This is a genomic window from Kitasatospora sp. MAA19 (genome assembly GCF_029894125.1).
GTDB lineage: Bacteria > Actinomycetota > Actinomycetes > Streptomycetales > Streptomycetaceae > Kitasatospora.
Genome location: NZ_JARXYZ010000015.1, coordinates 188111 through 203162, shown reverse-complemented (window position 1 = coordinate 203162; position 15052 = coordinate 188111). Strand labels below are relative to the sequence as shown.

At 72.9% G+C, this 15052-nt stretch carries 10 protein-coding genes; 7 read left to right on the top strand and 3 right to left on the bottom strand.

Translation table 11 applies throughout. The features are described 5' to 3' along the window. Positions 1–104 precede the first annotated feature (104 nt). Together P3T27_RS23495 and P3T27_RS23490 are read right to left on the bottom strand one after the other, a co-directional pair. Positions 105–1034, bottom strand: coding sequence for an aldo/keto reductase (locus P3T27_RS23495; RefSeq protein ID WP_280681585.1), 930 nt, complete (start codon positions 1032–1034; stop codon positions 105–107). Beyond that, a complete protein-coding gene (locus P3T27_RS23490) occupies positions 1031–1921 on the bottom strand; it encodes an NAD-dependent epimerase/dehydratase family protein (RefSeq protein ID WP_280681583.1) in 891 nt (296 codons plus the stop codon). The genes P3T27_RS23495 and P3T27_RS23490 overlap by 4 nt, the downstream gene beginning before the upstream one ends. Before the next feature lie 109 nt (positions 1922–2030). Here P3T27_RS23490 and P3T27_RS23485 point away from each other — a divergent pair, with 109 nt between their 5' ends. Beyond that, entirely contained in the window at positions 2031–3011 is a 981-nt protein-coding gene (locus P3T27_RS23485; protein ID WP_280681582.1) for a LysR family transcriptional regulator, read from the top strand. Between the two features lie 146 nt (positions 3012–3157). Here the strand turns inward: P3T27_RS23485 and P3T27_RS23480 are convergent, their stop codons facing one another. Further along, a complete protein-coding gene (locus P3T27_RS23480) occupies positions 3158–4144 on the bottom strand; it encodes a LuxR C-terminal-related transcriptional regulator (protein ID WP_280681581.1) in 987 nt (328 codons plus the stop codon). Between the two features lie 284 nt (positions 4145–4428). Between P3T27_RS23480 and P3T27_RS23475 the strand changes: the two genes are divergently transcribed. The 6 genes from P3T27_RS23475 (at position 4429) to P3T27_RS23450 (ending at position 15050) form a co-directional block, all read left to right on the top strand. After that, complete coding sequence (locus P3T27_RS23475) at positions 4429–4686, top strand: hypothetical protein (protein ID WP_280681580.1); 258 nt, start codon at positions 4429–4431, stop codon at positions 4684–4686. Between the two features lie 6 nt (positions 4687–4692). Continuing rightward, positions 4693–4956, top strand: coding sequence for a hypothetical protein (locus P3T27_RS23470; RefSeq protein ID WP_280681579.1), 264 nt, complete (start codon positions 4693–4695; stop codon positions 4954–4956). Between the two features lie 228 nt (positions 4957–5184). Beyond that, the gene (locus P3T27_RS23465; protein WP_280681577.1) at positions 5185–11379 is read left to right on the top strand and encodes a DNRLRE domain-containing protein; all 6195 of its coding nucleotides are present in this window, start codon (positions 5185–5187) and stop codon (positions 11377–11379) included. Between the two features lie 365 nt (positions 11380–11744). Next, a complete protein-coding gene (locus tag P3T27_RS23460) occupies positions 11745–12566 on the top strand; it encodes a lipase family protein (protein WP_280681575.1) in 822 nt (273 codons plus the stop codon). Between the two features lie 370 nt (positions 12567–12936). Next, on the top strand, positions 12937–13323 hold the full coding sequence (locus P3T27_RS23455; RefSeq protein ID WP_280681574.1) for a DUF485 domain-containing protein: 387 nt from the start codon (positions 12937–12939) through the stop codon (positions 13321–13323). Then, on the top strand, positions 13320–15050 hold the full coding sequence (locus tag P3T27_RS23450; protein WP_280681572.1) for a cation acetate symporter: 1731 nt from the start codon (positions 13320–13322) through the stop codon (positions 15048–15050). Before P3T27_RS23455 ends, P3T27_RS23450 begins: the two co-directional genes overlap by 4 nt. The last annotated feature ends 2 nt before the right edge of the window (positions 15051–15052 follow it).

Sequence of the window (15052 nt, the reverse complement as noted above, 5' to 3'; positions counted from 1 at the left end):
GGGGGGGGGGGGGTGGGGGGGGGTGGGGGGGGGGGGGGGGGGGGGGGGGGGGGGGGGGGGGGGGGGGGGCCCCCCCGGCGGGGGCCGCCCCCCCACGCCCCGGGCTACCCGCGCAGCTCCAGGCCGTCCTCCCGGTCGAGGCGCAGCCCCGCCAGCTCGGCCGTCGACAGCGCGAGTCCGGCCGCCGCGGCCGAGTCGCGGACGGAGGCCGGCCGGCGTGCGCCGGGGATCGGGATCACGACGGGTGCCTGGGCCAGGTGCCAGGCCAGGCAGACCTGTTGCGGGCTGACGCCGTGCGCGCGGGCGAGCGCGTGGAAGGGCGTGTGCGGCGTCGGCGCGGTGCTTCCCGGATCGTCGACGGCGCTGAGCGAGATCCCGCCGAGCGGGCTCCAGGGCAGGAAGGCCAGGCCGAGTTCGGTGCAGAGGTCGAGGGTGTCCCGGGTGGCGGGGTGTGCGGGGGAGAAGCGGTTCTGCACCGAGACCAGGCGTGGGCCGAGGATCTCCCGCGCGGTGCGGATCTGCTCGCGGTCCACGTTGGAGAGGCCGACCATCCGGATCGTGCCGGCCTCGGCCAGGTCCCGCAGCGCGCCGACCGAGTCGGCGAAGGGGACGGCCGGGTCCGGCTTGTGCAGCTGGTAGAGGCCGATCGCCTCCACGCCGAGCCGGCTCGCCGAGGCCTCGGCCGCGCGACGCAGGTGGCGCGGGTGGCCGTCGACCGTCCACGATCCGTCGCCGGGGCGGCCCCGGCCGCCCTTGCTCGCCACCAGCACGTCGTCCGCCCCGTTGCCGTAGGCCGCCAGTGCGCGGGCGATCAGCCGTTCGTTGTGGCCGAGTTCGCCGGCGTGCCAGTGGTAGCTGTCGGCGGTGTCGATCAGCCGCACGCCCGCGTCGAGCGCGGCGTGGATCGTGGCGACGGCCTGCTCCTCGTCGGGGCGCCCTTCGACGGAGAGCGGCATCGCGCCGAGGCCGATGGCGCCCACCGCGATGCCGCCGACGGTGCGTGCGGCGGTGTGCGCAGTCGTGGTCCCCGTCATCCCCGGGCCTCCTCGACGACCAGCGGCAGCCAGTCGGAGACCGAGGAGAACCGGAACCCCAGGCCGGCCGCCCGGCCGGTGTCCATGGTGTAGCAGCGGTCGAAGGAGAACGGCGAGTGCGGCCCGTCCGTCCCGACGTGCAGTGTCGGCTCGATGCCGGTCACGCTGCCGATCGCCGCGCACAACTCCCGTGCGTCCAACGTTCCGTGGGAGGCCGCGTTGACGGGCCCGGTGAAGTCCGCCGTCGCGGCCCAGGCCAGGAAGCGGGCGATCTCCGGCTCGTGGACGAAGGACGCGGGCTGCGGCGCGGCGTGGACCGCCACCGGCAGGCTGCGCTCGACCCGCTCGACGTAGTGGGCCAGGCGCCCGGTGAAGTCCGCGCCGCCCAGGACGTGCGCGGTGCGGACGGCTGCGACGTCGAAGGGCGCCTGTCGGGTGAGCAGTGCCTCCGCCTGACGCTTGCCCTCGCCGTAGTGGTCCGCCCGGAACCGCTCGTCCTCCCAGGGCAGTTCCAGGTCCACCGGCCAGACAGACGGGTCGACGGCCTCTTCCGTGAGGGCCGCCCCGCCCGGCCGGCCGAGCTCGGCGTAGACCTCGACCGTCGAGGTCAGCACGTAGCGCCGGGTGCGGCCTGCGAAGACCCGGGCGGCGACGGCCGCTTGGAGTGGCGAGTAGCAGACCTGGTCGACCACGACGTCGAAGCACCGGTCGGCGAGCGCGACGCGTAGCGCGGCCTCGTCGTCGCGGTCGGCGCACAGGTGGGTCACACCCGGTGGTGCGGGCGTCGATCCGCGGTTGACGACGGTCACCGCCGCACCCGCGTCCGCCAGTTCCTCGACCAGCCGCCGCCCGAAATGGCGGCTTCCCCCGATCACGCACACGTCCATGCCGCGGCCCCTTTCCCGGTCCGTCCCTTGGCGTCCTCGGCGTTCAGTCTGCTCGGCAGTGATCAGTAGCGGTAGTGTCGATCGCGCTACCTCGTCATTAGGAGAACTGTTGATCGACGTCCAGCGGCTGGCCGTGCTGCGCGAGGTCGCCCGCCACGGCAGCTTCAACCAGGCAGCCCTGGCGCTGCACTGCACGCCCTCGGCCGTCTCGCAGCAGATCGCCGCGCTGGAGCGGAGCCTCGGTGCGCCCGCGGTCGAACGCTCCACCCGCGGCGTCACGCTGACGGAGGCGGGCCACCTGCTGGTGGAGGCCGCGGACGCGATCGCCGCCGAACTGGCCGACACCCAGCAGCGCATCGACCGGCTGGCCGCCGAGCGCACCGTGCTCACCGTCGCCACCTTCGCCAGTGCCGGACGGCGGTTGCTGCCCGCCGCCCTGGCCGGGTTCGTCTCCGACCACCCGGACGTGGAACTGACGATCCTGGAAGCGGAACCGGAGGAGAGCCTGCCCGCCGTCCGCGAGGGACGGGCCGACCTCGCCCTCGCCTACCACTTCGACGGCCCGCCGCCCGCGCGGCCCGGCGACCGTTCCGGCCTGGACTGGACGTCCCTCGGGGTCGACCCGCTGCGGCTCGTGGTGCCACGCCACCACCCGGCCGCGGCCCGCTACCGGGACCGGTCCCAGCCGCCGCAGCTGGCCGAACTCGCCGACGAGCGGTGGATCCTGGGCTGCCGCAAGTCCGCGGCCCAGTTCGCCCACCACGCCGACCTGGCCGGCGTCCAGCTGCGGATCGCGTGCACGGCGACGGACTACGACTTCGCCCAGTCGCTCGCCCACGCCGGCGTCGGCATCGCACTCATCCCCGAGATCGGCCTGGCCGGGCACCCGGAGCTGGTCGCGCTTCCGCTGGCCGAGCCGAGCCCGCGCCGCCACCTGGGCCTGGCCCTCTCCCGCCGCCGCCGCGGCCCCGCCGCACGGCTGGCGGAGCAACTGGCGTCCCGACTCGTGGACCAGGGCGCCGGCGTCGACCGGCCCCGCCGCGCAGGCCGGTCCGTGCCCGCACCTCCCGGAGAGTCGGACCGCGACTGACTCGCCCGCCGTGCGTGACAACCACGTGCATTCCTGTGAGGCAGGTTCCGAATGGCGTACTCGCCTTCTGTGGGTTCGCCGGCGGCGCGTCCGGACTCGCCGCCGTTCTGACGCGGCCGTCACGACGGGGGAGGGGGAAGCGGCGGCTAGAGCCAGCCGCGCCGGGCGGTCTTCAGACCGGCCTCGAAGCGGCTCGCCGCCTCCAGACGCTCCATCAGGGCCGCCATCTGCCGTCGGACGGTGCGCACCGAGACGCCGAGCCGCTTGGCCGCCGCGTCGTCGGTGAGGCCGGTGGACAGCAGCCGCAGCAGCTCGCGCTCGCCGGCGCTCAGGCCCGTCTCCTCGCCCGCGGCCCGGTCGTCGGCGATCGGGACGGCGGTCTCCCAGGTCTGCTCGAACAGGGCGATCAGCGAGGCGACGATGCCCGGTTCCCTGGTGCACAGCGCGCCGGCCCGGGTGTTCTCCGGGTCGATCGGCACCACCGCGGTGCTCCGGTCGAAGACCAGCATCCTCGGCGGCAGCACGGGAGCGGTCCGCACCTCTCCGCCGAGGCCGACCATCCAGCGGGCGTAGCCGAGGGTCTCCGGGTCGTCGTGGACGCTGTCCTGGTAGATGGTGCGCAGGCGGACCCCGCGCAGCAGGGCGTCCTCGTCCAGCGGGCGGGAGGCGGCCAGGCTGGCGGCGGACTGTGCGCCGCCGGGCGTCACCGCCAGGACCTCGGCGGTCAGTCGGGCGGCCAGCTCCTCAAGCTTGTCCTGGATGGCGTCCAGACCGACCAGCCGCTCGTGGCCGCCCGTCGGGGTGTCGGCGCGAAGCGTCGCGTACCCCGCCAGGGCGCGCGCGACGGCGGCCTTGGAAGCGGCCAACTCCTGTTGGCGGCGCGCGAGTTTCTCCTCCTGTCGGCGCAGCAGGAGATCCAGTCCGCGCTCCGGGCTGACCGGTCGCAGGGTGCCGGGCTGTTCGCGGGAGGCCCGTAGCAGGGTGAGGTCGGCGAGCCGGTCGAGGGCGGCGCGCACGGTGGCCTCGGGGAGCGCGAGCCGGTCGCGGAGTTCGGTGACCCCGCCCTCGGGGTCGGTGAGCATCTCCCGGTAGACGGCTTCCGCGATGGCGTCCAGCCCCAGCAGTTCCAGCACTTCACGACCCCTGATCCGTGGACGATTTCACATGCCCGGTCGGCCGCTGTCGATCTTTCCTCCGGATGGAACGCCCTCACAAGGCGTGATCCGGTCAACGCCCCGCCCCGGCCGCCGGGGCCGATCTTGCAGCAAGCTGCCTGACCTGATCCTGCCCCCGGATTCGCTTCCCGCGGCAGGCCGCGGACGGGGAGGATGCGCCGTGCGCGCACTCTCCCGAAAGCCCGGACACCCCGAACTCGACCCTCCCCCACCGTGGTTCCCGTACAGAACAGGACTCCGTCGTGTCCGTCCGTCCGCTCGCCGCCATCCTCGTGACCCTCGTCCTCGCCGTCTCCCTCGCACCGGCCTTCGCCGCCGGGTCGACCGCCCCCGCGGCCGCGCCGTCCGCCGCCGGCGGGTCGATCGGCTGGGATGCCCCCTCCGCCGGGTCGATCGGCTGGGATACCCCCTCCGCCGGGTCGATCGGCTGGGATACCCCCTCCGCCGGGTCGATCGGCTGGGACGCCCCGCTGGCCGCCGGCGCCGTCGGGCGGGCCTGACCTCTGGTGTTCTCGGTCCATCTGACTCTGCCGGCCGGTGTCGCGTCGCCGTCGGGCGAGGTGGCGGCCGCGGAGGTCCAGGCCGCTCTGTGGTCGTGCGCCGGTCCGGGTGACGGCCTGGAGCACGTGTGCGCACGCGCCGCGTCCGACGGCGTCGGCCTGGTGATCTACGTCCGCGCCCCCGACGGGACGGCGGCCCGGTCGAGGGCGCGGAGCCTGCTGACCCGGGCCCTGGTGGCCATGGGCCGGTACCCGTTCGACCGCCGATAGGGCTGGACAGGTCCTGGCCGCGGCCCGAATGGTTTCCGATCTTCCGGGCGGTTTTCGACCGATCCCGACCGCTCCGGAGATTGGCTGATTCATTGCGATCGCTTTACCCGGGCATGACTGACACGAATGCGACAAGTCGGTCTTCCCCCTTTCCGAACAAACCGCCTTTCCCGAACAGAGCGCCTTTCCCGAACAACCCCCTTTCCGAACAGACCGTCGAGGAGTTCCATGTCACGCCCCACCGGCGACCTGCCACGGCCCCGGGCCGAAGCCGGCTCGCCGCCCCCCGCCCCGGCACGCCGCCGCACCGCGCTGCGCAACACCGCCGTCGCCCTGGCCGTGGTGCTCGCCGCGGAGTCGGCCGTCGTCATCATGGCGACCGGTCAGGCCGTCGCCGTCACCCGGGAGCAGGCCCCGAAGCCCGTCCAGGCCCTGGGCCCGGCCGAGGCCAAGGACCTCGCCACCGCCCACCTCAAGGCGCGGCTGGAGAACCGCCGGATCGAGCTGCTGGACGAGCGCACCGAGTCCACCACCACCTGGATCAACCCGGACGGCACCACCACGCTGGACGTCGCCTCCGGACCGGTCCGCTACAAGGACAAGTCCGGTCGCCTCCAGCCGATCGACGTCGACCTCGCCCAGCAGTCGGACGGCAGCGTCAAGGCCAAGGGCCACCCGCTCGACCTCACCCTGGCCGGCGCCACCCCGCCCGCCGCCGCGTCGAAGTTCAAGGCCGCCGGCGCCCCGGCCGGGGACGAGAAGGCCCCGAGCACGCCGCTGGTCTCGCTGGACAACGGCAACGGCACCGCCATGTCGCTGTCCTGGCGCGGCACCCTGCCCGCCCCCACGGTGGACGGCGCCCGGGCCCGGTACGCGAACGCGCTCACCGCCACCGACCTGGTCATCGAGTCCACCCGGACCGGCTTCGAGCAGTTCCTGGAGCTCAAGGACCGCTCGGCGGTGGCCGCCAACGGCAGCGTGACGCTCACCCTCGACGCGGCCGGCCTCCAGGCCCGGCAGAACCCGGACGGCTCGGTGTCGTTCATCGACCCGAAGACCGGTCAGGAGGCCGGTCAGCTCCCGGCGCCGGTGATGTGGGACGCGCAGGTCGACGAGCGCAGCGGCGAGCACACCCGCACCGCGCCGGTCGGGCTCAAGGTCACCCAGAACGGCGACGCGATAGACCTGACGCTCACCCCGGACGCGGCCTTCCTGAACGACCCGAAGACCACGTACCCGGTGACCGTCGACCCCGCGGTCAACATCGGCGTGGGCTTCGACACCTTCGTGCAGCAGGGCTACGGCACCGACGTCTCCTCGCAGACCGAGCTGAAGCTGGGCAACAACGGTTCCGGCCAGGTCGCCCGCTCCTTCCTGCAGTTCCCGATGGCGAAGATCAGCGGGAAGCAGATCACCGGCGGCAAGCTCAACCTGTGGAACTTCCACAGCTGGTCCTGCACCGCGAAGAGCTGGGAGGTCTGGGACACCGGCACCGCCACCACCGCCACCCGCTGGACCGCGCAGCCCAACTGGAACCGCAAGTGGGCCACCTCCACCGCGACCAAGGGCTACTCCAGTTCCTGCAACGACGGCTGGGTGAACCAGGACATCACCGCGCTGGTCAAGGCCTGGGCCGCCAACGGCAACACCAACAACACCCTGGGCATCCGGGCCACCGACGAGACCGACCCGTACGGCTGGAAGAAGTTCAACTCCGGCAACGCGTCGTCCAACACCCCGTACCTGTCGGTGACGTACAACACCCCGCCGGCGGTCTCCACCCTGGTCTCCCCGGCGAACGCCGCGCTGATCAACGAGGCCAGGCCGACGCTGTCCGCCAAGGCGACCGACCCGGACGGCGGGAACCTCGCCCTGGACTTCGAGGTCTGGACGTCCACCAGCACCGCCGCCCTCCAGTCCGGCCGGACCGGCCTCGCCGCCTCGGGCTCGACGTTCAACTGGACCCCGGGCACCGCGCTGGCGCCGGGCGCCTACAAGTGGCGCTCGCGCTCCTGGGACGGCACCGCCAACAGCGCGTGGTCGGCCTTCCGCACCTTCACCGTGGACACCACGGCGCCGGGCGTGACCACCGTCTCCTCCGGGGACTTCCCGGCCGGCCAGTGGGCGGGCTCCCCGGACGGGAACGGCGACTATAGCGGGACCTTCACCTTCACCCCGCCGACCAGCGACGTGAAGGACGTCCAGTACCGGCTGGACGGCGGCACCTGGGTGACCGCGGCGACGACCGGTGCGCCGGTCTCGGCCAAGCTCACCTTCAAGGCGGGCGCGCACACGGTGACCGCGCACACCCGCGACGCGGCGGGCAACGTCTCCGCCGACAAGACCTACACCTTCTACGCGGGCAAGGGCTCCGCGCTGGTGGCCCCGGGCCCGGGCGAGCGTCCGGCCCGCCGCACCTCGCTCCAGGCGGAGGGCAACAGCACCTACACCGGCGTGCGCTACCAGTACCGCCGCGGTGAGACCGACGCGTGGAAGGACGTGCCGCTGGCCAACGTCGCCACCACCGACGGAAAGTCGGTGGCCGCCTGGCCGTTCGCCGCCCCGGGCGGCAAGCCGGCCGCGCTGACCTGGAATATCACCGACACCCTCACCGAGAACGGTCCGGTGGAGGTGCGCGCGGTGTTCACCGACGGCACCGCCACCGACGCCACCGAGCCGACCACCATCACGGTCGACCGCAACGCCGGCGACGCGCCGGAGACGCCGATCGGCCCCGGCCAGGTCAACACCCTCACCGGTGACCTCACGCTCGCCGCCACCGACGCCCAGGGCTTCGGCCTCAGCGCCGAGCGCGCCTTCTCCTCCCGCCGGCCGCTGAACGGCTCGGCCCAGGAGGGCCAGGCGGCGATCTTCGGCCCGCAGTGGAGCGCCGGCACCACCGCCGAACTCACCGAGACCGCCTATACCTACGTCCGCCAGACCTCCCCGACCTCGCTGTCGGTGGTCTCCTCGGACGGCGGCGAGATCGGCTTCACCGCGACCGGCGCGGGCGGCTGGAAGCCCGAACCGGGTGCCGAGGACCTGACCCTGAGCGGTGCGTTGACCGGCTCGTTCACGCTGAAGGACACCGCCGGCACCACCGTCACCTTCGGCAAGGTCGACCCGGCGGCCACCACCTGGCAGGCCACCGGCTCCTCGCTGCCCAGCGCCGACTCCACCACGTCCGTGGTCTCGGAGAAGGTCGTGGTCGGCGGCAAGACGCTGGCCCGCCCGAAGTACGTCATCGCGCCGACCACCGGGACCGCCTCCGCCGACTGCGCCGCCGTGCCCGCCACCGCCGGCTGCCGCGTCCTGGAGTACGTCTACGCCACCGCGACCACCGCCACCCCGGCGGCCCTGGGCGACGTCGCCGGCCAGGTGAAGCAGATCCGCCTGTGGTCCACCGACCCCGGTGCGGGCAGCGCCATCCCCGTCGCCGTCTCCCAGTACGCCTACGACGAGCAGGGCCGCCTGCGCGAGGTGTGGGACCCGCGGATCAGCCCCGCGCTGAAGACCGCCTACGTCTACGACGCCGCCGGTCGGGTCACCACCGTGACCGAGCCCGGCGAGCTGCCCTGGACGCTGGAGTACGGCAAGGCCGGCACCGCCGCCACCGCCGGCGAGGGCATGCTGCTGGCCGCCTCCCGGGCGACCCTCAAGCAGGGCAGCAAGGACGTCACCGACGGCACCGCGACCACCTCGGTGGTCTACGACGTGCCGCTGTCGGGCGCCAACGCCCCGTACCCGCTGGCCCCTTCCGACGTCGCCGCCTGGGGCCAGACCGACGCCCCGACCGACGCCACCGCCGTGCTGCCGCCCGACGCCGTCCCGGCCGGCCACGACGGCAAGGCCCTCGGCACCGCTGCCTACGCCCGCGCCTCGGTGACCTACACCAACGCCTCCGGGCGCGAGGTGAACATCGCCATCCCCGGCGGCGGCATCACCACCACCGAGTACAACGCCCACGGCAGCCCGGTGCGCACCCTCTCAGCGGAGAACCGCATCCTCGCCCTGGCCACCACCGGTGAGGGCCTGAACAAGCTGCGCGCCCTGGGCATCGCCGGCCGTTCCACCGCCGACCGCGCCCAGGTGCTGTCCTCGCTGTCGGTGTACTCGGCGGACGGCAAGCGGCTGGTCGAGCAGTACGACCCGCTGCAACTCGTCACCCTGGAGCACGACCTGGCGGCCTCCGGCACCAGCCCGGCCCTCGCGGCCGGTGACGAGGTCGCGGCCCGCGCCCACACCGTCACCGCCTACGACGAGAACCGCCCGGCGGACGCCGCGGCCAGCGACCGGGAGACCTCGGTCGCGGTCGGCGCCCGGATCGACGGCTACGCCGTCGACGCGGACGTGCGCACCACCGCCACCGCCTACGACTGGGCCCAGGGCCTGCCCATCCGGTCCGTCCAGGACCCGGCCGGCCTGAAGATCACCACCGCCACCGGCTACGACGCCGCCGGTCGCGTGGTCTCGCAGTCCCGCCCGAACTCCAACGGCTCGGACGCGGGCACCACCGTCACCGCGTACTACGGCACGGGCGGCACCGGTGCGTGCGCCGGCCACCCGGAGTGGGCCGGGCTCGTCTGCTCCACCGCACCGGCTGCGGCCGTCGCCGGCGGCAGCGCCCCGGCGCAGCTGCCGACCAAGACCTACCAGTACGACCGCTGGGGCAACGTCACGGTCCTCACCGAGGTCGCCAACGGCGTCACCCGCACCACCACCCACGGCTACGACGCCGCCGGGCGCCAGACCAAGGTCTCCGTGACGGGCGGCACCGGCACCGCCGTGGCCGACACCGTGTACGGCTACGACCCGGCCACCGGCCAGACGTCGACCGTCGGCAACGGCACCGCGACCATCACCCAGGGCTACGACCGGCTCGGCCGCCCCGTCTCCTACGACGACGGCGCCGGCAGCGTCACCACCACCGAGTACGACCGGCTCGACCGGGTGGTGAAGAAGTCCGACTCGGTGCCCTCCACCGTCACCTACGGCTACGACACCGCCAAGGACCCGCGCGGCCTGCCCACCACCATGACCGACTCGGTCGCGGGCACCTTCATCGCCGGCTACGATGTCGAGGGCCGCCTGGTCTCCCAGACGCTGCCCGGCGGCAACACCCTCACCGGCAGCTACGACAGCCGGGGCATCCAGACCGGCAAGACGTACGCCGACCAGGCCGGCACCGTCCTGCTCGCCGACACCGCGAGCTACACCGTCCACGGGCAGCAGGCCGGCCGCACCCAGACCGACGGCAACAGCACCACCGACGACTACACCTACGACGCCACCGGCCGGCTGCTGAAGACGGTCTCCGGCAACGGCCTGGAGTGCGCCACCCGCGGCTACGCCTTCGACCGCAGCAGCAACCGCACCAACCGCACCACGGTCAGCGACGACTGCGACCCGGCCACCGCCGACTCCGTCACTGCCACCGAGAACCACACGTACGACGCCGCCGACCGGATCACCGACGCCGGCTACGCGTACGACGCCTACGGCCGCACCACGACGCTGCCCCGGGGCACCCAGCTGAGCTACTACGCCAACGACCTGGTTCGCGGCGAGACCCTCGGCGACACCCGCAAGACCTGGGACCTGGACTCCGCCGGGCGCCTCGCGACGGCCACCACGGAGACCAAGGGCGAGGACGGCACCTGGACGATCACCGCCCGCTCCACCAACCACTACGACGGCCCCGACGACAAGCCCACGTGGTCCCGCGAGGTCAACGGCAAGCTCACCCGCAACGTCACCGACCTCGGCGGCCAGCTCGTGGCCGCCACCGGTACCGACGGCGGCGCGATCCTGGTCCTGACCAACCTGCACGGCGACGCCTCGGTCCAGATGTCGCCCGACGGCACCCAGGACCTCGCCGTCTACCACTACGACGAGTACGGCAACGTCGTCGACGCCACCGGCACCACCGAGTACGGCTGGCACGGCGGCCAGCTGCGGGCCGGCGACTCGCTCAGCGGCCTGGTCCTCATGGGGGTGCGGGTCTACGACCCGACCACCGGCCGCTTCCTGCAGACCGACCCGGTCCTGAAGGGCTCGCCGAACGCCTACGGCTACCCGGTCGACCCGATCACCATGGACGACCTCGACGGCCTGCGCTGGCTGAAGAGTTGGACCGCCAAGCTGAGCAAGGCGAGTGCGGCCCGGCTCGCCAAGAAGATGAAGAAGGCCGGCAGCATCAGCTCGATCATCGGCCTGATCGTCGGCCTCTTCCCGCACTACGCGGCGAAGATCATCGGCGGCATCCTCAAGGTCCTCGGCTTCCTGCTCAAGAACTTCGGCAAGGCGGTCGAGCAGGCGAACAACCGACGGGGCAGCAGGGGGGTGAGCATCACCGTCGGCGTCTGGCAGGCGCACTACTGGACGGTGCCGTACGGCCGGACCGAGATCAAGACCCGCTACTGAGCCCACCCGGGCCCGAACACACCGCAACGCACCAACCGGCCGGCCGGCCCGGGGACTTCCCCGGGCCGGCCGGCCGCGTCAGGACGAGCGGCCCCCGCTGACGGGAGTCGTCGCCGGGCCCGCCGCCGGCCAGTGGATCGACCACGTCGGCCTGGAGCACCTGACCGCCGACGGCCAGGCGACGAGCGCCGACCCGAACCACGCCGCCACCTTCTACACCTCGGCCTTCGCCCTGCCGTCGTTCGGGTGAGGTGCGGGCGCGGTGTCCGCACTCCCTCGGCCCGGGCCGGTACGACATGGGGCGACACCCGTACCGGCGGCCGGCTTCGCGTGAGGCCGACCGGAATTCGAGAAGGAGCCGCGCCGTGCCCCTGCCCACCGCGTTCGACCACCAGGCCAAGGACTACAGCCTCGCCCACGCCTACTGGCTGGCCAGAGCCGCCGACCTCGCCTACAAGGACGAGGACACCATCGACGAGCAGGCCCGCGCCTGGGGGTTCACCACGGTGCGCCACCACCGGACCCGCTTCACACCGCCCTTCCCGCTCCAGGACACCCAGGCCTACACCATGGCCGGCGACGACATGATCGTCACCGCGTTCCGCGGCACCGAGCCGAAGGAGATCCGCGACTGGCTCTCGGACGCCACCACCCCGCCCTGGCCCGGCCCCGCCGGAACCGGCTACGTCCACTACGGCTTCGCCGAGGCCCTCACATCCGTCTTCCCCGATGTCCGGGACACCCTCGCCGAGCTGCGCACGGGGGACCAGAGCGTCTGGTTCACCGGCCACAGCCTCGGCGGCGCCCTCGCCATGCTCGTCGGAGCGCGCATGTACCTGGAGGAGCCGCGGCTGCGGGCGGACGGCGTCTACACCTTCGGCCAGCCCCGCACCTGCGACCGCACCCTCGCCGCCGCCTACAACAAGGGCTTCAAGGAGAGGATGTACCGCTTCGTCAACAACAACGACATCGTCCCGCAGCTGCCGCCCGAGCCCGCCTACACCCACGTCGACGCGCTCAAGTACATCGACTCCGCGGGTAAGGTACGCGACTCCATGAGCGTGCTCGGCGGCCTCGGCGACCGGGCCAAAGGCCTGACCGCCGACGCGTTCGCCCCCGCCGGCGACGGCGTGCGCGACCACTTCATGCGCAACTACCTCGCGGCCCTGGAGCAGAACCTCACCTGACTCGCGAGCTGCCGTGCGGCCCGGGCGCCGCCCGACCCCTACCGCCGGGTGTGCTCCCGGACACGCGCCGGAGAGCCCGCCGGGGCCGGACGGCGCACCGTGGACCGGCGGGCGACAGGCCGGGCCCGCCGGTCCACCACGAAGCGCGCCGCCGCCCCGGCGGCGTGGGAAGCCGGTGTGTCATGGATGTTCTCCTTGGGTAGGAGCCGGGGCGCCCAGCCGTCCGCGGTCCTGGACGGAGCGGATCCACGGCTGATGAGAGCCCGTTGAGCGGGCCGGGACCGTCGCCGCGCGCGCGTTGATCGCTTGTCTACCACGGACTCCTACGGTCAGGCCTTCGGCAAGTTCCGCACTGCTCAGAAGGATTCCCATGATCGACCCGGCCGCGTCGTCGCGCGGTGACACACCCTGGATCGGCGACGATCCGCGATTCACCGAGTTGCGCGCCGCCTACCGCAGGTTCGTGTTCCCGGTGACGGCGGCGTTCCTGCTCTGGTTCCTGGCGTACGTACTCTGCTCGGCCTATGCCCGCGACTTCATGGCGACCAAGGTCGTCGGGAGCGTCAACGTGGCCCTGGTCTTCGGACTGCTGCAGTTCGCCTCGACGTTCGGCATCGCCCTGGCCTACGGCCGGTTCGCCGCTCGGCGGCTGGACCCGCTGGCCGCGGCCCTGCGGAGTGTGGCGGCGTCCCATCCGATCGCCCCGGCCCCGGCCGGCCGCGGCGGCGACCAGGAACTGACGGAGAACCAGGCATGACACAGCACCTTCCGCTCGCCGCGGCAACGGCGCAGTCGGCATCGAACAAGGGTCTGACCATCGGCCTGTTCGTCGCCCTGGTGGCGCTGACCCTCGGCATCACCCTCTGGGCCCGGCGGAGCACCCAGGGCACCGGCGGCTTCTACACCGGCGGCGGCCAGTTCTCCGCGCTGCAGAACGGGATCGCGATCTCGGGCGACTACCTGTCCGCGGCCTCCTTCCTCGGCATCGCCGGGATCATCGCGCTCTCCGGGTACGACGGCTTCCTCTACTCGATCGGCTTTCTGGTCGCCTGGCTGGTCGCGCTGCTGATGGTCGCCGAACTGCTGCGCAACACCGGGCGGTTCACCATGGCCGACGTGCTGGCCGCGCGGCTGCGCAGCGGACCGATGCGGACCGCCGCGGGCGTGTCGACCATCGTGGTCTCGATCTTCTACCTGATCGCGCAGATGGTCGGCGCGGCGACGATCGTGGGGCAGCTGCTCGACGTCAAGGGCGCCTCCGCGCAGATCTGGACCATCGTCGGGGTCGGTGCCCTGATGATCGTCTACGTCGTGGTCGGCGGGATGAAGGGCACCACCTGGGTGCAGATCGTCAAGGCGGTGCTGCTGATCGCCGGCGCGGCCGTGATGACCCTGTGGGTGCTGGCGAAGTACGGGTTCGACCTCAGCCACCTGCTCGGGGACGCCGCCACGGCGTCCAAGAAGGGCGACGCCTTCCTCCAGCCCGGCCTGAAGTACGGGTCGACCGACGGCTGGTCGAAGCTCGACCTGGTCAGCCTCGGCGTCGCCCTGGTGCTGGGCACCGCGGCGCTTCCGCATGTGCTGGTCCGCTTCTACACCGTCCCGACCGGCCGCGACGCGCGAAAGTCGGTGAACTGGGCGATCGGCATCATCGGGGTCTTCTACCTGATGACCCTGGTGCTCGGCTTCGGCGCGGCCGCGCTGGTCGGCACGGCGACGATCAAGGAGAAGGATCCGTCCGGCAACACCGCCGCCACCCTGCTGGCCGAGCACCTCGGCGGTGGCGCGGGCACCACCGGCGGCTCCCTGATGCTCGCCTTCATCGCGGCGGTGGCGTTCGCCACCATCCTCGCGGTCGTCGCCGGGCTCACCCTGACCTCGTCGTCGTCGTTCGCCCATGACCTGTACGCCAGCGTCATCCGCAAGGGCAGGGCCACGGAGCGGCAGGAGCTGGTCACGGCGAAGATCGCCGCCGTGGTCATCGGCGCGGTCGCGGTCGCCCTGTCGATCTTCGCGAGGGACCTCAACGTGGCGTTCCTGGTGGCGCTGGCCTTCGCCATCGCGGCCTCGGCCAACCTGCCGGCGATCCTGCTGACCCTGTTCTGGAAGCGCTTCACCACGGTCGGCGCCAAGTGCGGCATCTACGCGGGCCTGGTCAGCTCGATCGGCCTGGTGCTGCTCTCCCCGATCTGCTGGGGCGGCGCGACCGGCACGGTCCACGCCGTGAAGCTGACGGCCGCCCAGGCGAAGGACTGCGGGGTGGAGGCGTCCAGCAAGCAGGTCGGCAACGCCACGGCGCTGATCTCCTGCACCACCACCGCACCGATCCCGCTGCAGAATCCGGGCGTCATCTCGATCCCGATCGGGTTCGCGGCCGCGGTCCTCGGGTCCCTGGTCGGCAGCCGCCGCCGTCGCGACGAGGAGTCGGACCGGCGCAGCTTCGAGGAGCTCGAGGTCCGCGCGCTCACCGGGGTGGGGCGGTAGAC